This window comes from Priestia sp. TRM10 (assembly GCF_057808375.1).
Genome location: NZ_JBJZOT010000007.1, coordinates 287609 through 306605, shown reverse-complemented (window position 1 = coordinate 306605; position 18997 = coordinate 287609). Strand labels below are relative to the sequence as shown.

Genomic DNA, 18997 nt, shown 5'->3' with positions numbered 1-18997 from the left:
CCTATAACGGTAGTCTTTATATTACTGATGTTGCGGGACCTACGGGCACACCGGATACGTCGCCTGACTATACTCTTTTAGCCGCAGCCGGCGCAACAGGTATTACTGGACCAACAGGGCTTACAGGCGCGACAGGCGTTGCGGGACCAACGGGACCTACGGGGAGCACGGGCGTTGCTGGACCGACAGGGCTTACAGGGGCCACGGGTATTGGGCTTGACGGCGTTGTTCCTTTCGATCCAGCGGCTGCTCCTTCTTATCCTGCTGGGCAAATCGTTACCTATAACGGCAGTCTTTATATTACTGATGTTGCGGGACCTACGGGTACACCGGATACGTCGCCTGACTATACTCTTTTAGCCGCAGCCGGCGCAACGGGTATTACTGGACCAACAGGGCTTACAGGGGCCACGGGCGTTGCTGGACCAACGGGACTTACGGGAGTCACGGGCGTTACCGGACCAACGGGGCTTACGGGTGCCACGGGTGTTACTGGCGTTACTGGGCCAACAGGACTTACAGGGGCTACTGGAACAGCCGTTACATCTACTTCTTTAAATGCTGTTAACACAGGAGGATCAGTATATGCTGTTGTTTTAGGCGGAACAAACATTGCGCTTCCTACACAGAACATTGGTGGCGGGATTACTGCCAATGCTGGAAATACTGTATTTACTGTCCCTACAACAGGACGTTACTATATCACGTATCAAATCAATATTACAGCTGCTTTATTAGTAAGCACTAGACTTGTTATAAACGGTGCAGGAAATCTTCCTTCGACTATTGCTCCAGTAGTTGGTCTAACCAGCTTCAACAATGATGTAATCGTACCACTCGATGCAGGTAGTACTATTTCTCTTCAATTTTTTGGGCTTGTAGGTCTCGCAACTTTAATCGCTGGCGGAGCCGGAGCTACCTTGACCATTATTCGAGTAGAATAGTCAACAAACTTTATATGAAATAAAAAATGTAGCAAACTCACAGAAAAAATAGGCACCAATTTTATTCCCAATAATAAAATAAGTAATGAAGAAAGGCGCAACGTTACAATGCGCCTTTCTTCATTATCTCTTTTTAGAAGCGAAAGGGTGAACAACATGGTCTCTATCAGCTTATGTATGATTGTAAAAGATGAGGAAGATACAATTGAAAGATGCTTGAACAGTGTAAAAGAGCTTTGTGATGAAATAATTATCGTTGATACAGGCTCAACTGATAAAACAAAAGAACTTGCTCGCCGCTATACGAAAAAGCTGTTTGATTTCAAATGGGTTCATCACTTTGCAAAGGCTCGAAATTTTGCGTTTAGCAAAGCAACTAAAGATTACATTTTATGGCTTGATGCAGACGACGTTATTTTAAAAGATGATCTTCAAAAACTTCTCCTGCTAAAACAAACACTTGATCAATCAGTAGATGCTGTAATGATGCCTTATAACCTCGCTTTTGATAGTAGTGGAAATGTTACTTTCTCATCTAAGAGACATCGACTTGTAAAGCGTTCAAGAAACTTCCAATGGATTGGGGCTGTTCATGAATACTTAGCTGTCAGAGGAAAGATCATTCGACAAGATGCGGCCGTTACACATCGCAGCACAAAGACAGAAAAAAGTGATCGAAATCTAAAGATTTATCAACAAAATTTAAAAGATGGAAAAACTTTTTCTCCACGTGATCTGTACTACTATGCAAATGAATGCTTTGATCATTCTTTATACGATGAAGCAATAGCTCATTATGAGAAGTTTCTAAAGAGCGGACTTGGATGGAGTGAAGATTGCATTTCAGCTTGTGATAAATTAGCAGAAATATTCATAAGAAAAAATGAACAAGACAAAGCTATTAAAGCTGCACTACGCTCCTTTGAATATGATCTACCCAGAGCCGAACACTGCTGTAAATTAGGATATATTTATTTAACTCAGCAAAATATTGATAAAGCTATTTTCTGGTATGATTTAGCAACTAAATTAGATATACAACGAGCTGAAAATACAGGTGGGTTTGTTCAAAAAGATTATTATACTTGGATCCCTCATATTCAGCTCTGTGTGTGCTATGATCGCATTGGCAACATCGAAGAAGCATTTGAACATAACGAAAAAGCTAGAGAGTATGCCCCTACTAATCCTTCTGTTTTATATAACAAAGAATACTTTGAAAAACGCTTTTCCAAGAACTAACAAAAAGTTCCTTAAGACATATGTCTTAAGGAGCTTTTTAACTAAACTAACCTTATAATAACATTTTTGAACATTAATAAACTATCTACGGAATTTATAATGAATTATGGTATGATTGGATAAAGATGTGTCAACGGACAAACTTACTAGATGAGGTGATCAGGGTGGGAGTAGCATTTTTTATTTTAGTCATCGCAGTCATTCTCGTTGTGGCTGTGCTTTACGTTTCCTACAAAAACAAGCAAAAACAGGAGTTTTCTTACAACGATGACAGCATGAAACCTACGATCTATGGTCATGTTCATGGAGCTGAAGGAATAGAGGAAAATAAAGTAGGACGGATTGAACTTTTTCATGATAAGGTGATGATTAATCAAGTTGCCATCATTCCCCTACATAGAGTAGAAATGGCTGAGTACTCAAAAGTTATTAAGAAAGAAAAAAGTGCAGATGGAAATAGTGTAAATAGGTATTATGGAAATCTCACAATCTTCTTTACTGATCGAAATGGTGCTGCATCCTCGATCAGATGTGAGACCTCCAAACCTAACCAATTTAACTCTCTTCACCAGTATAAACATCTTGTTAAAGAAATTAATCGGGCTACAGGATCTGAGCTAGATGGAAAACTATTAAAACAGGAACCATATGAACTTTAAACAACACACTTTAGCTTGTAGAAATTCCTTCTACAAGCTTTTTATTTACAAAGGAGCGTTTTTCTTAACCCCTGTCCTCCTATGCTATTTCAGCTTTTTTACTACCTTTCCCTCTTCAACAGTAAAAACAATTTTAGCCATGTTGACAAATAAACCATTCTCGACTACACCAGGAATTCTGTTTAACTTCTGAGATAATCCCTCTGGATCTTCGATAACCTCAAAAGAACAATCTAAAATATAATTTCCATTATCTGAAATATAAGGCTCTGTTCCATTTAATCGACGTGTTGTAATACTACCTAGCTCTTCAATTTGTCGGGCTGTTCTTTTCCATGAAAACGGCGTTACTTCTACAGGGAGAGGAAACTTCCCTAGCTTTTCTACCATTTTACTTGAATCAGCCACAACGATAAATAAATCTGTTGCATCAGCTATCAGCTTTTCTCGAAGAAGAGCTCCGCCTCCTCCTTTTGTAAGCGCAAAATGACAATCCACCTCATCTGCTCCGTCTATCACAACATCAAGATGATTTACTTCAGCAAATGTTACAAGAGGTATATTAAGATCAAGAGCTAGCTTTTTAGTTTCTTCTGATGTAGGAATAGCTCTTATGTTCATTCCTTCTTTTACATATTCTCCAACCTTTTGAATCGTATAATAAACAGTCGATCCCGTACCAAGTCCAACAATCATGCCGTCTTTTACATATTGTGCTGCTGCTTCTCCAACTGCCTTCTTTTCAATCATTTCTTCACCTTTTTTCCGCATAAAATTCATCATCATTATAACATCGTTCTTATTGAAAAGAAAAATCATCTTCCTTATTTTTCATCTTTCTTTTCCTATAATTTCATATAAGAAAAGCTTTGACCAAATTCGTCAAAGCTTTAAAATTAATCTTATCCTTCTTTTTGTACTTTCTTTGCATAAAGCAGTTCCTCAAGAGATGCTTTGAGTTTCTTTATATCATCTAAAGCCTCTTCTATATACTGAGAACGCTTTTTTATATAACTAATACGAAGAATTTTTTCAATATCCTGGCGTTCGTTTCCTACAAAATCTGCTTTCTCCGCTATGTTTTCTAGCTCTGGCTCTCTTAATATAGAAAGCTTATATAAAAAGCTCTCATGATTGATGAGCGTTTGAATAGTTTTTATCAAACTCAGATTGTATAACTCTGTATGTTGTAAATGACTAACCAACTTCTCGAGCTCAACAAGCGCCAGAGCATCTATTTTAATTTCTTCTTTATGTTTAGCAATGTGAGAAAAGCATTGCTCTGTCATCTGTTCATAAAGCGCTTCGATTCCTGTGAGCACTTCACTAATTTTCATAACAAATTCACATCCCCTTTGTAATCAACACAAGCTTTACATCCTTTGTATATGAAAAAAAGATGATGATTAGAACTCTGCTTTTCTCTTATCTATATAACGATGGAAAAGCTGAAAAAAGATATGGTTCTTCAGCCTCTAATTCAAATGGCATAAGGCGTGTATCATATGAAATGAACTGCAATTGAGAAGGATGATTTTCTTGTCCACTAAAACATGCAAGATCCATTCCCTCAAAGAGCTGCTTTATGTCATTTTCTCTATCATGAAAAACATTTTTCCCCCATGCTGCTATAACAAGATCAGCATTTCTTGTTCCATAATATAAATATCGATCTGTTTCAGCACCTATTGCATCTTCCTTATCTAGATCACTAAGATCATCTGCCTTTTGAGCCCGATAAGAAAATAAATTTAAGCATTCCACAGCATTAAACCCCCACTTTTTTGCAAATGTAATACATTTGCTTGTAACGTAATCTTCACGAACTTCGTCCGCATTGTCCGGATAAAGTGTGATAAACGCAACTTTACGCTCTCTATCATTTCCCCATTTACGTTTTAACGAATATCTGTATGTTCCTGTTTCATCAAAAATAGCTTCTCTCTTCATCAAAGACCCACCTCGTTATAAAGTAGTTTCCTTTCGTCATTTTATTCTTATTATCATTCCGGAAAACAATGACACTTTTCAATCGTGCCCAAAACAATTTGTTTTTTATACCCATGTACATGTAAATTGCCACTATATGAAAGTGGGAAAAACGTATGTAGCATTAAAAAGTGTTGTACACTATAATAGAATTTAACCTGAAACGTTTCTTCAAAAGAAAGGATGATTTTCTTGAGTGAAACACACACATTCTCACGTGGTGAAGAAATTGCTAATGCAATTACACACGGAATTGGGACTATTTTAAGTATTGTTGGTCTTACGTTGCTCATTGTATTTTCTGTTCAATTTGGGGATGTTTGGCATGTCGTTAGCTTTACTGTTTATGGGACAACAATGCTACTTTTATACACTTCTTCAACTCTTGTACACAGTTTTCCACACGGACGTGTTAAAGATTTGTTCGAGATTTTTGATCATTCTTCTATTTACTTGTTTATTGCGGGAACTTACACTCCGTTTTTATTTGTGATTATTCAAGGAACAGTTGGATGGACACTTTTTGGAGTTGTATGGGGACTAGCTGTAGCAGGAATAGTATTTAAAATTTTCTTTGTAAAACGATTTGTTCTTGTCTCTACGCTTCTTTATATTGCAATGGGATGGCTAATTGTACTAGCATGGGATCCTCTTGCTTCTTCTCTAGCAGGACCAGGTCTGAATCTACTTGTTGTAGGTGGAGTTTTATATACGATAGGAAGTATTTTTTACGTTTGGAGAGGTTTTCCTTATCATCATGCAATATGGCACATTTTTGTTCTTGGTGGAACTATCACACATTACTTAGCGATATTGCTATACGTTCTTCCTCATTAGAATTTAGGAATTTATTAGGAAATCAAAAATGACCCTCTTTCTATAAGGGTCATTTTTGATTTAAAACAAGGTCTTTTGTAAGTTTAATGGTAACATTCCATCCTGCAATTATTTTTCTAATATAATCTCTTCATTTATCTATTTTTTAAAATCCCTCATTTATTTCTTTTTAATAAAATAAGTAAGTGTCTTTATCGTTTTGTAATTATTTGAACCACCTTCACACATTCTAAGACTAACAGTGTCTATGATACAATTTAGGAAACAAATACAGGTGTGTGAACGTTATGATTCAAAAAAAAGGAAAGCTAATCGTTATTATTGTATTGTTCTTCTTTTTTATATATTTGTTAGTCTTTTCACCATTTAATGCTATCCAAACGTTTTATCCAGAAAGTATTCTAAACGAACATACTCTTTCTGAGAAGTTTGAAAAGATGCAAGTTCAAAAAGTGGAGAAAAAAGGAAGATACACTTATATTGTTAAAACAAACAAACAAGACTATGTTGTTATTAAAGAATATAGCTCTATTATCCACTATAATTGGAGAGTTTATCCTTTTACTAAGGAGGAGAACTTTTAGCATTCCTTTATTTTGGAGTCATCAGCTTATTACCTTTGTACATTTCATACACATATGGATTTGTAGGAGCTTCTACCTTTTTAATTGTTTGAAGTTTGAGGGATGGCAAGATAAAACCATCATACTCTTTCTTTTCAATCGTGCCTGTTGCTTCAACCCAATCATCATCAGCGAATTCTTTGGACTCTTTAACATTAGCAAGCGTTCCATATACGGAAGCATCAGCTACACAGCATGACAATCCAAACCGCGCAATCACAAACTCGTCCTTTTTGAAGTTATCCTCCCGATAAATAAACCCTTTCACTTCCACCTTTTTCCCCACAAAATCTTCAACATGTTCTTCAAGAATGTTCATCATTGGGATATACTCTTTTTCCGTTATCGTAATTACGTCTTTTTGTAGCATCCTCTCTTTTAATTCTTCATAATATCCTTCAGGAGGTTTCTGAGGAACAAACCCTGCTTTATGTTCAAGTGGAATCTCTCCAGCTTCGGTTTGTGCTTCCTCTACTTCTCTATTTAATACTTCATCATAGTATTGTTCTAAAGATTCATCACTTGTTAATTCTTCACGCTGTTCTACACTCGGTCTTTCTGTGACGTTTGCTCCAAATTTTACGCCTCGATTTTTGGCAACATCGCTTGTAAGAGCATGATCAGGAAATAGAAATCCTGTTGCAATTGGCAAAAAGAATAGGCAATAAACCCACAGAGGAGCTTTACGGCTATGATGACATGAACAGCTCTTTTGTTTTTTGTCTGAACCGCTTCGCCAAATACCTACAGCTCCTAGAACAAAGAAAGTAAAAGAAGCGAAAGTAACAAAACCAAGCATTTTTGGTGCAACAAAAGAGGAAATATATCCAGTTAGCAACAGTTTGAAAATAAAGAGAGCAAAACCAATCAAGAGCAGTCCTCGAATATAGTAATGGAAGCCTTCTTCATCGTTTTTCATGCTATTCCTCCTACATAATAAAGTTATAAAGAACCGTTATGGTGTAAACAGATATTGTGACAACAGCTATAAACATTAACACAAATCTTTTCTTAAAAAAGGCCAAATACATAACCGTATTTTTCAAATCAAGCATTGGTCCGTAGATTAAAAAGGCAAGAAGTGAACTAGCTGAAAATGTATCTACAAATGAGGAAGCAACAAAAGCATCTGCTTCAGAACAAAGAGAAAGCACGTACCCAAAGACCATCATGACCACTGGGGCGATAAAACCATTTCCTCCAATACTCATAAGTTCTCCTCTATCCAAAAACGTTTGAAAAAGACTTGCGATAAATGCTCCTGCAATTAAATATTTTCCCATATCAAAAAACTCATCAATGGCATGAAATAATGTTTGACTTAATCGATTTCCATGCTGATGGGGCTCTTCGACAGCAGCCTCGTCTTTTAGTTGAGGATTATTTTTCAGAAGCTTGTACATTACAATTCCAATGATGAAACAGAGAATAACCGTAAGCCCCATACGGCCATACACAATTTCTTTATTGCCTGGAAAAGCATAGAAAGTAGAAAGGAAAACAATTGGATTAAGAATCGGTGCTCCTACGAGAAGAACAACGCCTACGTGGATGGGCATTCCCTTCTTTACAAGCCGTCTGACAACAGGGATAATCGCACATTCACACACAGGTAAAAGTGCACTCACTACAACACCTGAAGCTAATGCTTTATAAGGATTTTTAGGAATCCATTTCATTAACCATTCTTCTTTTACAAACACTTGAATGATTGCAGAAGCAAAAACACCTAATAAAATAAAAGGAATTGCTTCAAGCAGTATACTTAAGAAAATCGTATTTACATTCAGAAAAGCTTTTGGGAAGTTCATATCAAAATCTTTAACATCTAAAAAGAAAAAAGCATAGCCAAAAAATAAGATGAGTAAGACGCCTAGTACTTCTTTTGAAAGCCGTGATAAAGCCATTTTTTTCATCCTTTCTATTAAAAAGGTCTCGTATACGGCGATGACTTAGCTCCCTTTATGCTGAAAACAAAGAACCTTTTCTATTAAAATTTAATAGTTAATAGATGTATATGGAGATACAAAAAATATATGATGCTCTTTTTTGTATTGCTCATTCATAAAATGTGTGTTAGTTTAACTAATATGAAAAATAAAACGTAATTATTACGATTTACATCACAAAATGGAAAAGGAGATATTGTTATGTTAGATTGGATTGTGATTGGCGGGGGAATTCAAGGAACAACAATGGCTCATTTTCTAGTACAAATGAGAAAAGTTCCAATTGAGAAATTAGCTATTGTTGACCCTCACAAAGCACCGCTTGAAAATTGGCACTCTTGTACAGAAAAAATTGACATGCCATTTTTACGCTCACCATCTGTTCATCATCTTGATGTGGAGCCATTTAGCTTGCAGAAATTTGTTTCGAAAAATCTCTCATTAAATAAACAAGATTTCTATGGACGTTATAAACGCCCCTCCCTCTATGCCTTCTCTGAACATTGCAAGCATCTTATTCGGGACAGCAATCTTCTACAGGCATGGCACAAAGGCCGAGTTGTTTCTCTTTCTAGAAGAAAAAAACATTGGATGGTCATAACAGAAGAAGGAAAAAAACTTGAAGGCTTAAATATTGTGCTTGCAATTGGTGTTAGCGAACAAACCTATTGGCCTGAATGGGCTAAATTATTGAAAAACAAGGATACGCAATCTGTTGGCCATATTTTTGACTCTTCTTTTTCATTTAATGAAAGTCAAGAAATTACCATTGTTGGCGGAGGAATTAGTGCCGCACATTTAGCTATTAAACTAAGTAAACAAGGACGCAGTGTTCACCTTATTACTCGGCACCCGTTTCGTATTATTGATTTTGATAGTGACCCAGCTTGGCTTGGCCCAAAGAATCAACTTATGTTTAGAGAGGAAGCCTCATACCAAAAACGCCGTTCTTTTATTACGGATGCTAGACATAGAGGATCCATGCCCCGAGATATTTATATCAAATTAATGGGGCAAACTCGAAAAAACAACTTAACAATTAGTAAAGATGAAATTCAAGAGGCTAACATAAATGAAACAAAAATCATTTTATATGGAAAAACAGCTCAATATGACACAGAAACAATTGTATTAGCTACTGGGTTTTCTTCTTCTCTTCCAGGAAAAGAATGGTTAACTCCTCTGATAAACACGGAAAATTTACAGTGCAGTGACTGTGGATATCCTATTGTTAGTTCATCTCTACAGTGGAGTCATAACTTATATGTTGTAGGAGCATTGGCAGAGCTTGAAATCGGTCCAATCTCTCGAAATATTTCAGGAGCAAGGCAAGCAGCAGAGCAAATTGTACAATCTCTATAAAACTTTTTTATCTTTTCCCCTTGATAATTTCATGTAGCAAGGGTATTATTGTAATGTTCAAATCGTAATAATTACGATTTTTCTATAAAAGGAGAATCGTAAATGAAAAAAATTGGAGTCACCGTCTTAAGTGGATATCTGGGAGCTGGTAAAACAACATTATTGCACCATATTTTACATAATGAATCCTCTCTAAAACTAGGAGTTATTGTCAATGACATGAGCTCTCTTAATATTGATGGATCTCTTGTAAAAAAAGAATACTTCTCTCATACGAAAGAGACACTAGTGGAAATGCAAAACGGATGTATTTGCTGTACACTTCGAGAAGATTTGCTTTATGAGGTGGAAAACCTCACTAAAATTCAGGATTTAGATTATATCATTATTGAATCCTCAGGTATTAGTGAGCCTCTGCCCGTTGCTCAAACTTTTTCTTATGAGGATGAAGAAACAGGGATAGATCTTACAGTGAAGACATTTTTAGATACGCTTGTTACAGTTGTGGATGGATTAAATTTCATGAAAGATTATTGTTCAAATGAAGATCTTTCCGACCGAAATCAAGGATCAGATAGTACAGACGATAGAGGTATTTCTGAACTTCTCATTGAGCAAATTGAATATGCAAATGTTCTTATCCTAAATAAAACCGATTTGCTATCAGCAGAAAAAAAAGATGAGTTGAAAGCACTACTACGTAAGCTTAATGGAGAAGCTAAGATTATTGAAGCTGTTCAATGCTCTGTTTCTCTTGAAGTTATTATAAACACTCGTTCTTTTGATTTTGACAAAATGAGCCTTTCTCCTGGATGGGTAAAAGAACTTAACAATGAACATACTCCTGAAACTGAGGAATACGGAATTACTTCCTTTATATATGAAAAAAGACGTCCATTTCATGCCCAGCGTCTAATGAATTTCTTTGAAACATTTCCTAATGAGATATCGCGTTCTAAAGGTTTTTTCTGGGTTGCTACAAGAAATGATGTTGCCTGTCTCCTTTCACAAGCAGGCGGTTCTATGACAATTAGTGAAGCAGGAAAATGGGTAAATACTCTTTCAGATGAAGATAAAGAAGACATAGAACTGTCGAGCAGATTTCACCCTACTTATGGAGACAGACTGACAGAGCTTGTATTTATCGGAATCAAAATGAACAAAAACAAAATTATAAATGCTTTAGACGCATGCTTACTAACAAATGAAGAAATGAAAAAGGACTGGTCTACTTTCAATGATCCACTTCCTTCATTCTTGATTCAATAAAAGGAGAAGATACAATGAAAAAATTAATGATGTTATGCAGTGTTATGCTTTTATTTGCTTTATTTCTAGCAGGTTGCGGAAACGAAGACAGCAGTTCTTCTGAGAAGAAGAGCGACGGAAAACTCACCATTTATACAACAATCTATCCGATTGAAGACTTTACAAAGAAAATTGGTGGAGATAATGTTACCGTAAAAAGCGTTATCCCTAACGGTGTTGATGCTCATTCTTTTGAGCCAACAACAAAAGATATGCTAAAAATCGCTAAAGCTGATGCGTTCATTTACTCTGGAGCAGGTGCGGAAGGTTTTGCTGATGCAGCTAATAAAACGTTGAAAGATGAAGATGTGAAAATGATTAAAGCAGCTGAAGGCGCGGAGCTTGTTGCTGGTCATGATGATCATGACCACGAGCATGGAGAAGAACATGGTGATGAGCATGAACATGGCGACCTTGATCCTCATTTTTGGCTTGATCCACAGCGTTCTATCGTCATGGCTGAGAATATTAAAAATGCATTATCTGAACTAGAGCCAAGCAAAAAAGATGAGTTTGAAAAGAATTTTAACCAAGTAAAAACTGATTTAGAAGAACTTGATAAAAAATATGAAGAAGCTATTAAAAATGCTCCTTCAAAAGAAATTTTAGTTTCACATGCTGCATATGGCTACTGGGAAGATCGCTATGGTATTGAACAAATAAGCGTTTCTGGACTTTCTCCAACTCAAGAACCTTCACAAAAGGAACTAAAGGAGATTGTAGAAACAGCAAAAGAGCACAATATCAAATACGTTATCTTTGATGCAAACGTAACAAATAAAATTGCCACTCTTGTTCGTAAGGAAATCGGTGCAGAGTCTCTTACATTAAATAATATGGAAACACTTAGAGACCAAGACCGTGAAAACGGGGAAGATTACTTTAGCCTAATGAATAAAAACTTGGAAGCTTTGAAAAAGGCGCTAAACAGTAAATAAAGGAAAACCCCAAGGATGTATCCTTGGGGTTTTATTTTATTGCTTTATAAGTATTTAAAGCTTTTATATTTGTTTCCGCAGATCTTTTGCTTTTTTGAAGGAGTTTTTGCTTTGCTTTTTTAGGATTGTCTTTTAAATTGTATTGATCAATGATAAGCGCCAATGTTCCAGATACTTTTGGAGCTGCTGAAGAAGTACCTGCCATATAAATATATCCTCCCTTTGGAGACGTGCTAAGCACTTGTTCTTTCATAAAAAGCTCCATTTTTCTCCATTTCTCAACTCCATATGCTTGAAGGAGCTTAATATCCCCTCCTGGTGCTGATAAATCAACATAACGACCCCTATTTGAAAAAACAGAAAGTTCTTTAGCAGGACCTGTTGAAGTTACTGCAACTACACCCTTAATATGAGCAGGTACATCTAAAAGATGTCCTTTCACTTTAGCATGATTAAGTTGAAAATGGGATTTCATGAAGGAAGATACCTCGTTCTTGTTATTAAAATTAACTGAATCATTACCAACAGAAGCGACAACTACGCTTCCCTTTCCTTCTGCAAACATAACTGCTTTTTCATAAGCCAAGATTTCAGCAAGTTGACTTTTCGAACTTCCGCCTTCTTCATTCATATGTTCAGAAGTCAGATATTCTCCTAAACTAAGATTAATAACATCTACATCATCTTTTGCAGCCTCAATAATTCCTTTAATAATCCAAATAGATTCAGCAGAAGAAGTTCCAAATACTCGGTATGATTTAAGGCTAGTTTGCGGTGCTACTCCTTTCACTACTCCGTTTGCAGCCACTTGCCCTGCGACATGTGTTCCATGTCCCGTCATATCTTCAATATTATTTATTATTCCTTTTTCAGACTGTTCAGTTTCACGAAACCCACCTTGAGGAACCAGATTTTTAGATCCCTTTATTATATTTTTTTTAAGAGAAGGATGATCTGCATCAATCCCAGAATCAATAATTCCCACTACCACTTTTTTAGAACCTTCAGAAATGGTATAACTCTTTCCATTGTTTGTAATCTCTTTCATATCCCACTGCCTGTCCCAAAGCGAGCTCGGGGCTCCCACGACATCTGACTGTTTAGTAGAAAATTCAGATGGAGCAGCTTTTAAAGAATAGTTATATGTCTGGACCATTTTATTTCCATCTAATATCTGAACCTCAGCTTCACTTGCTTTTATTTGGATTAATCCGATTTCCTTCACCACATACGTTATGTTCATATTGTGCTGTTGGGCTTCTCTTAGAAACTCTTCCGTATATTCTGGTTTACTTAATAATACGCTATAGTAGGAAGTTCCATCTGCTTGTACTTCTGCATTTATACATAAAAAGAGAATACTACAAAAAAGAAATGATATAAGATTCTTTTTTTTCACTGTTTTCCGCTCCTTAATCGAGTAGTAGTAGTGATGGAAGGGATGGGTTTTTTAATCTGAGCAGCGCATAAAGCTGACCTGTGATTCCAAGCATAAAGCCTACTCCCGAAAAATCATTCTTAATGCCATTTTGGAAATTGTACATTTCTAAATCTCTACGAAAGTCTACAAGCCACTTCTCTATTGTGCTAGTAATCTCGTCTTCTTTATGACGAAAAGGATCAAGGCTTCTAATTTCGTTCAAGATATCTAAATTCCCCAATGTACCATGACAAAGAGAATAGCCTTGATTATGTTTATTTCCACTATGGAGCGTGTGCTGCAAAGATTCTTCTAGATAGTTGACTTCTACTTCATTTCCTAAGTTATCCTTAATCTTACCTCTTCCAAGTAGAATTCCTGCTGAACCATGACACCATAGAGGAGCGGAATGATTAGAAGAATTCTCCCTATTGTCTTCCCATGCATGTTGCGACTCATCATAAAAGCGATCTTCATAAAGAAGAGCCTGTTGAATGATCGAGATAAGCGAAGGATCATAATTCACTTTCGTTACATATTCACTCAATGCATAGCATATACCTGTTATTCCATGTGAAAATCCACTTAGGACTAGACTATGATTATGATCAGCTTCCCAATAAAGACCCTGATTCTTTGTGATTGCTTTATTTACAATAGTATTCTTCACGACTTCCGCTGCTTTTTTTACAATTTCACTCTTTTCTACGTTGTAAAGGTTCACGAGCACTTTTAATAAACCAGCAAGTCCCCCAATAAAATCTAAACTTTTATAGGATTCAATATCTCTAACTATTTTTTCAGCAAAGTCTTCATATTCCTTTATAGAATCACAAGATAGATGACCTGTCCTCTTCATATAGTGACTATAATAATAGTAAGAAGGCCAACCATAATATGCAGAAGCGTTTGCCCTATATACACTCTTTTCTACTAACTTGTTGATTGTACTATGAACCTGCGGAAGTACTGCATCAACTCGTGAATCAGAAAATGTCTGAGCATATGAGGCCAAGTAAATAGCTATTCCACCGAGACCGTCATAAATATTAAAATTCAGAGGACCTGATACAAGTTTTCCGTTTGGACTAAGATGGGGAGAAACCCACTGTATATATCGATCGTGAATTATGGCTCTTTCCAAAATACGATTTGTCTCTTGCTGAAGTAATGTGTTGCACGATATTTCTCGATGTATTGTATGAACATGGTGATAGCAAGAAAATTCCGGATTTCCTTCCCTATTTCCTTCTATACTGCTTAATGCCATATTGATAAGTTGGATTTGATATTCCATATCTTTTGTTGATAAAGAGTTTATTTTATTGATTACTTCTTGCTTAGGGCAACAATGCAGGAGGTTATAAGAAATCTTCTCTCCACTACTACTGTAGACTTGCTCTTTATCAAAATTTGTATAAAAGTAAGGAACATCCCCTTTATACATGTCATCCATTTCAAACATATGGAGGAATTTAAAAGCTTCAAAACTCTCCGATGACCCTTGAAAAAGAGAAAGAATTCTTTTCCTTTCCTCTTTTTCCTTTAAATATTTAGGGTGCAGCAACGAACTTAAAAATTTAGCATATATATATGTTGGGCGTACAATAATTCGGACAGGAAAAGAAGAATGTTCTTCAATCATCTGTAAAATTAATTTGTCATCCTTTATAACTTGATAGGCTTTCGTAAATCCTTTTATAAAAGCATGTTCATACCCGAATATCTCTATTCCATTATCTTTATAAATTGGTAAGTTCGTTCCTCTTCCAAATTTAGTTTCTTGAAACTCCACGGCAATCTTATCTGTCTTATTGTTCACAACAATTTCCTTATTGAAAGTGTGAAGCTCAATATTTGTTAATCCACTTATATCTACCACATAATTTTCTTCCGGATAGCTTGTATGAGTAAAGAAAGTAGATTTATAAACTGTACGATTAATAGAAGATGAAACTTTTAATACAGAGTCTTTCTTTGATTCCTCTGTAAAGTAAAGAGTACTTTGAAAAAGAGTTTCAAGATCAATTAAGACAGGATGTAAGCCGTTACATATAATATTTTCATAATGAAAATCAGATCCTTGAAAAGCATAAATAAACGCTAGATGCATTCCTAATTCATAATAATAATTTGATACCTCATCAAGTGTCTGACAAGAGGTTGATTCTATATACTCTTGGAAACCATAGTTATTTTTGCTTATCATAATAGGTGTTTTCAGCTTGGTGTCATATTGATGATTAAAATATTTAATCATCTTTTGATATAATTGATCTCCTTCTAATGAACGAGGTTTATAAACAATTTTTCCGCATTCACATGTTAAAATAGCTACGCTTTTCCCTTCACAATGAGAATCGCCTGCGTCTACTTTTATAGATAAGAGCCGACCAAGTTGTTGATGAAATGTTTCAGCTATTTCTTCATAATGAGCTATGTATGCTTTTATAATGGATAAGCTGTATTGGATAAATTGATTAGAAGTCCTATCCATCATTTCACTAAGTACAGGATACTTCTTTAGTATGTTCTCCACAGCACTGTAATTAGAGAAAGTGTCATTAAAGCGACGATAGAAAAAATCTTCTTCTCTATGGAATTCATCAAACATTTCGTGAAATTCATATATAACTGTTTTTCTTGCCAATTTATACAACATCTTCTTATATTGAATGATTAGAGAATACAATAACGATTTTAAATCAAAAAAACTCTGATTCAATCGTCCTAGCTCCTTCACTAATTTTTCCGAAAAGCGCTCTGTAAAATGAGTATAAAATGAAGGGAATTCATCTTCTTCAGTAAAGGGGGTAAATTGAAATTTTTGATTTCCAAGGAAAACTGTGTTAAAGTGGGGAGGATAAAATTTAGATTTATAAAACAACTTCATAGCTATCACATCCTATTTATCATAATAATCGGGTGCATAAAGGCACCCGATTCTGTTTTCGTATTTTAGGCGACAAAGCTAAAGATATGTACGGCCATACATATTTTTAGCTTTTTAGTCGTTGCACGGTGATACGATTGATGCACATTGTGTTGTTGGGCATGCTGCTAGAGAAATGGGAATTGTAACTGTCCAAATTGCTCTTTCTTCTGCTCCACCTGCTAATTCTTTTAACTCTTGCTCTGATACTTCCTCAATTGCTTTCATGTTTTTTTTCATTTTTATTTCCTCCTTTAATTTTTTATTTAGTCGTTGCACGGTGATACGATTGACGCACATTGTGTTGTTGGGCATGCTGCTAGAGAAATGGGGATTGTAACTGTCCAAATTGCTCTTTCTTCTGCTCCACCTGCTAATTCTTTTAACTCTTGCTCTGATACTTCCTCAATTGCTTTCATGTTCTTTTTCATTTCTATTTCCTCCCTTTATTTTTTATTTAGTCATTGCACGGTGATACGATTGATGCACATTGCGTTGTTGGGCATGCTGCTAGAGAAATGGGGATTGTAACTGTCCAAATTGCTCTTTCTTCTGCTCCACCCGCTAATTCCTTTAACTCTTGCTCCGATACTTCTTCAATTGCTTTAACGTTCTTCATTTGTTTTCACCTCCTTTCAAGTGATGTTTTAATCTCCGCTCACTAAATATTGTTTATTTTTCTGCTTCACAAGAGTTACTTTTCCTTCCTTAATCTCATAAATAGAGTCAGCATGCTGAAGCCAGTCTGTTCGATGTGTAATAGCAACTACAGTAATCTGTTTATTATAAATATTCTGCAATATTTTCGTTTCGGTTTCCTTATCTAAGTTGCTTGTTCCCTCATCAATAAGTAAGATCTGAGGCTGTTTTGCTAATACTCTCGCAATAGCAATTCTCTGTCTCTGACCTCCTGACAAACTAATTCCATTTTCTCCAATAACAGTGTGATATCCCATTGGCATTTTCATAATATCATCATGAATACAAGCTTGTTTGGCAGCCTCAACAGCCAATTCATCAGAAACGGTTTCATTGAAATATTTGATATTATTTAAAATGGTATCGTTAAATAAATTAATATCTTGAACAATGAATCCCATCGTTTCACGCAGTTTCTTCAAGTTAATCTTTGTTCTCTCTTGATTTCCATAGTGAATTTCACCATCTGTTGGTTCATATAAGCCTGAGATAACTTTTAGAAGGGTTGATTTTCCACTTCCTGTTTTACCGACAATCATCATCTTTTCCCCTGGATGAATCTCCATATGAGCTTTTTCAAAAATATAACTTTCTTTTGTGTAGCCAAACGTTAAGTCTCGAATAGTAATGGAATCTTCCTTAGCATTAAATGTATAAGGTTGATTTTGATTAAGCTGTTCACCATCTTCCTGTAATACAGACTCTACTCGATCGACCATTTCTTCCACCATTTTAATAGACTCTAAGCTACCGATAATAGAGCCAAGCGGCGTCATAAATCTACTAGCAATACTAGAAAAAGCTACAATAGCCCCAATTGTTAAGGCAGACTGCCCTTGCCACCATACTCCGACTGTTAGTACAAGAAGAGGTAGGGATAAATTAATCGAGTTTGAAATTGCTCCTAATAAAGATGAATAATGCATTCGGTCTGAGAAATGAGTCAGTTGTTGATTAAATGAAGATTTCATTCCTTTTTCAATTGTAGCTGTATTACCAATTGTTTTAATAAATGTCATAGATCTTAATATTTCTACAAGCTGCGTCTGGAAATGTGCCTGGCTATTTACTTCTTGTTTTGTGTACGTTTCTATTTTGGGTAAGAGGTATTTTGTACTAAGCACTTGAACAAAGGCTCCAGCAAATACAATGACAGATAAAATCGGTGAATAAAATAACATTACAAAACAAAATACAATAAGAAGACTAATATCTAGGATTAAGGTAGAAGCAAGTCGTGAGATGACCTCTCTAATCACAGAGATATTATTAATTCGTGTTGCAATGTCTCCAGCTGAATTGACTTCAAAGAACTTTAATGGCAGTGAGACAATCTTTTGAATAAAATGATTTGTCATATTTTTATTAAGATAAACTTGTAGCTTAATAATAAACAGCATCCTCACAAACGAAAGAACGAAGAACAATACAACAGATAAAATAATGAATAGTGAAAGCATATTAAGAGAGATGGCCTCTGCTTTCCCTTCTAAAAATGAGTCTACAATATACTGAGTTAAAAAAGGCGTTGCTAAGTTTAAGATTTGGAAAACAAAAGAAAGTAAGATAATGTAAGAAATTAATTTCTTATTGTTAAAAAGGTATTTTCCAATTTTCATAAATGAATGTTGTTCTTTTACAGAGGAAAGAGATTCCCCTTTAGATTGGACATCCTTTTTAACATGAATAGCAACCCCGCTATAAGCTTCCTGAAATTCATCTAAAGGAATATCACTGCGACCTGAGTCAGGATCAATGATCAACGCTTTTTCGTTGTCCATTTTTTCGAGAACAACAAAGTGATTATGATTCCAGTGCAAGATAACAGGGGAATCTTTAACAAGATGAGCTAAGTTTTCGAGCTGAGTTGTTCGATAAGCTTTAAAGGTATAGCCGTATTTTACAGCGGTCTCCTTTAAAAAGAATAAATTTGTTCCTTCACGTCCAATAAAATCTCTTCCACCTCTAAAAGTTTTAGGGTTTAATCTAAATTTCTCCTCACCGCTCATTACAATAGCCAAACAGGTAATTCCACAATCATATTTATTTGTTTGAAGAATAACAGGAAGCTTTCTTTTTCGTTTTGTCATTTTAC

Annotated in this window: 19 protein-coding genes; 8 read left to right on the top strand and 11 right to left on the bottom strand. The window is 35.6% G+C overall.

Translation table 11 applies throughout. From position 1 onward, the window contains the following. The 3 genes from ACK3CR_RS06675 to ACK3CR_RS06665 all read left to right on the top strand — a co-directional run. Positions 1-944 (top strand): BclA C-terminal domain-containing protein (locus ACK3CR_RS06675; protein WP_488975082.1); only part of this gene is annotated, 944 nt, incomplete at its 5' end. A 147-nt stretch (positions 945-1091) separates the two neighbouring features. After that, the gene (locus tag ACK3CR_RS06670) at positions 1092-2186 is read left to right on the top strand and encodes a tetratricopeptide repeat-containing glycosyltransferase family 2 protein (RefSeq protein ID WP_488975081.1); all 1095 of its coding nucleotides are present in this window, start codon (positions 1092-1094) and stop codon (positions 2184-2186) included. A 164-nt stretch (positions 2187-2350) separates the two neighbouring features. Next, positions 2351-2845, top strand: coding sequence for a hypothetical protein (locus ACK3CR_RS06665; RefSeq protein WP_243514152.1), 495 nt, complete (start codon positions 2351-2353; stop codon positions 2843-2845). 84 nt (positions 2846-2929) lie between these two features. On the opposite strand, the gene rpiA is transcribed toward ACK3CR_RS06665, so the two are convergent. The 3 genes from rpiA to ACK3CR_RS06650 all read right to left on the bottom strand — a co-directional run bounded on the left by rpiA (position 2930) and on the right by ACK3CR_RS06650 (position 4795). Then, positions 2930-3595, bottom strand: a complete 666-nt coding sequence (rpiA, locus tag ACK3CR_RS06660; protein WP_488975085.1) for a ribose-5-phosphate isomerase RpiA — start codon at positions 3593-3595, stop codon at positions 2930-2932. Positions 3596-3747: 152 nt separating this feature from the next. Then, complete coding sequence (locus ACK3CR_RS06655; protein ID WP_243514155.1) at positions 3748-4182, bottom strand: hypothetical protein; 435 nt, start codon at positions 4180-4182, stop codon at positions 3748-3750. 88 nt (positions 4183-4270) lie between these two features. Continuing rightward, complete coding sequence (locus ACK3CR_RS06650) at positions 4271-4795, bottom strand: DUF1643 domain-containing protein (RefSeq protein WP_243514156.1); 525 nt, start codon at positions 4793-4795, stop codon at positions 4271-4273. Positions 4796-5026: 231 nt separating this feature from the next. Between ACK3CR_RS06650 and trhA the strand changes: the two genes are divergently transcribed. Both trhA and ACK3CR_RS06640 read left to right on the top strand, forming a co-directional pair. Continuing rightward, positions 5027-5671, top strand: a complete 645-nt coding sequence (trhA, locus tag ACK3CR_RS06645) for a PAQR family membrane homeostasis protein TrhA (RefSeq protein ID WP_243514157.1) — start codon at positions 5027-5029, stop codon at positions 5669-5671. A 287-nt stretch (positions 5672-5958) separates the two neighbouring features. After that, complete coding sequence (locus ACK3CR_RS06640) at positions 5959-6255, top strand: hypothetical protein (protein WP_040057094.1); 297 nt, start codon at positions 5959-5961, stop codon at positions 6253-6255. A 7-nt stretch (positions 6256-6262) separates the two neighbouring features. On the opposite strand, the gene ACK3CR_RS06635 is transcribed toward ACK3CR_RS06640, so the two are convergent. Continuing rightward, positions 6263-7213: a TIGR03943 family putative permease subunit gene (locus tag ACK3CR_RS06635; protein ID WP_243514158.1), complete on the bottom strand. Its 951-nt coding sequence runs from the start codon at positions 7211-7213 to the stop codon at positions 6263-6265. 10 nt (positions 7214-7223) lie between these two features. Continuing rightward, a complete protein-coding gene (locus ACK3CR_RS06630; RefSeq protein WP_243514159.1) occupies positions 7224-8201 on the bottom strand; it encodes a permease in 978 nt (325 codons plus the stop codon). Between the two features lie 243 nt (positions 8202-8444). Between ACK3CR_RS06630 and ACK3CR_RS06625 the strand changes: the two genes are divergently transcribed. The 3 genes from ACK3CR_RS06625 (at position 8445) to ACK3CR_RS06615 (ending at position 11851) form a co-directional block, all read left to right on the top strand. Continuing rightward, positions 8445-9605 (top strand): NAD(P)-binding domain-containing protein, encoded by a 1161-nt coding sequence (locus ACK3CR_RS06625; protein WP_488975080.1) that lies wholly within the window; start codon positions 8445-8447, stop codon positions 9603-9605. Between the two features lie 102 nt (positions 9606-9707). After that, a complete protein-coding gene (locus tag ACK3CR_RS06620) occupies positions 9708-10874 on the top strand; it encodes a GTP-binding protein (RefSeq protein ID WP_430239567.1) in 1167 nt (388 codons plus the stop codon). 14 nt (positions 10875-10888) lie between these two features. Continuing rightward, on the top strand, positions 10889-11851 hold the full coding sequence (locus ACK3CR_RS06615; protein ID WP_243514167.1) for a metal ABC transporter substrate-binding protein: 963 nt from the start codon (positions 10889-10891) through the stop codon (positions 11849-11851). Between the two features lie 31 nt (positions 11852-11882). Here the strand turns inward: ACK3CR_RS06615 and ACK3CR_RS06610 are convergent, their stop codons facing one another. The 6 genes from ACK3CR_RS06610 to ACK3CR_RS06585 form a co-directional block, all read right to left on the bottom strand. Continuing rightward, entirely contained in the window at positions 11883-13250 is a 1368-nt protein-coding gene (locus ACK3CR_RS06610; RefSeq protein WP_488975078.1) for a S8 family peptidase, read from the bottom strand. Between the two features lie 13 nt (positions 13251-13263). Then, positions 13264-16164, bottom strand: coding sequence for a type 2 lanthipeptide synthetase LanM family protein (locus ACK3CR_RS06605; RefSeq protein ID WP_410914247.1), 2901 nt, complete (start codon positions 16162-16164; stop codon positions 13264-13266). Positions 16165-16278: 114 nt separating this feature from the next. After that, positions 16279-16443, bottom strand: a complete 165-nt coding sequence (locus ACK3CR_RS06600) for a class II lanthipeptide, LchA2/BrtA2 family (RefSeq protein ID WP_082802525.1) — start codon at positions 16441-16443, stop codon at positions 16279-16281. A gap of 26 nt (positions 16444-16469) precedes the next feature. Further along, complete coding sequence (locus tag ACK3CR_RS06595) at positions 16470-16634, bottom strand: class II lanthipeptide, LchA2/BrtA2 family (RefSeq protein ID WP_082802525.1); 165 nt, start codon at positions 16632-16634, stop codon at positions 16470-16472. A 26-nt stretch (positions 16635-16660) separates the two neighbouring features. After that, positions 16661-16822, bottom strand: a complete 162-nt coding sequence (locus ACK3CR_RS06590) for a class II lanthipeptide, LchA2/BrtA2 family (protein ID WP_328123013.1) — start codon at positions 16820-16822, stop codon at positions 16661-16663. A 28-nt stretch (positions 16823-16850) separates the two neighbouring features. Beyond that, a complete protein-coding gene (locus ACK3CR_RS06585) occupies positions 16851-18992 on the bottom strand; it encodes a peptidase domain-containing ABC transporter (RefSeq protein ID WP_488975077.1) in 2142 nt (713 codons plus the stop codon). Positions 18993-18997 lie beyond the last annotated feature (5 nt).

Coding starts and splice junctions, on each gene's coding strand:
- rpiA (WP_488975085.1), bottom strand. CDS start 3,595: ATGATTGAAAAGAAGGCAGTTGGAGAAGCAGCAGCACAATATGTAAAA.
- ACK3CR_RS06655 (WP_243514155.1), bottom strand. CDS start 4,182: ATGAAAATTAGTGAAGTGCTCACAGGAATCGAAGCGCTTTATGAACAG.
- ACK3CR_RS06650 (WP_243514156.1), bottom strand. CDS start 4,795: ATGAAGAGAGAAGCTATTTTTGATGAAACAGGAACATACAGATATTCG.
- ACK3CR_RS06640 (WP_040057094.1), top strand. CDS start 5,959: ATGATTCAAAAAAAAGGAAAGCTAATCGTTATTATTGTATTGTTCTTC.
- ACK3CR_RS06635 (WP_243514158.1), bottom strand. CDS start 7,213: ATGAAAAACGATGAAGAAGGCTTCCATTACTATATTCGAGGACTGCTC.
- ACK3CR_RS06630 (WP_243514159.1), bottom strand. CDS start 8,201: ATGGCTTTATCACGGCTTTCAAAAGAAGTACTAGGCGTCTTACTCATC.
- ACK3CR_RS06625 (WP_488975080.1), top strand. CDS start 8,445: ATGTTAGATTGGATTGTGATTGGCGGGGGAATTCAAGGAACAACAATG.
- ACK3CR_RS06620 (WP_430239567.1), top strand. CDS start 9,708: ATGAAAAAAATTGGAGTCACCGTCTTAAGTGGATATCTGGGAGCTGGT.
- ACK3CR_RS06615 (WP_243514167.1), top strand. CDS start 10,889: ATGAAAAAATTAATGATGTTATGCAGTGTTATGCTTTTATTTGCTTTA.
- ACK3CR_RS06605 (WP_410914247.1), bottom strand. CDS start 16,164: ATGAAGTTGTTTTATAAATCTAAATTTTATCCTCCCCACTTTAACACA.
- ACK3CR_RS06600 (WP_082802525.1), bottom strand. CDS start 16,443: ATGAAAAAAAACATGAAAGCAATTGAGGAAGTATCAGAGCAAGAGTTA.
- ACK3CR_RS06595 (WP_082802525.1), bottom strand. CDS start 16,634: ATGAAAAAGAACATGAAAGCAATTGAGGAAGTATCAGAGCAAGAGTTA.
- ACK3CR_RS06590 (WP_328123013.1), bottom strand. CDS start 16,822: ATGAAGAACGTTAAAGCAATTGAAGAAGTATCGGAGCAAGAGTTAAAG.
- ACK3CR_RS06585 (WP_488975077.1), bottom strand. CDS start 18,992: ATGACAAAACGAAAAAGAAAGCTTCCTGTTATTCTTCAAACAAATAAA.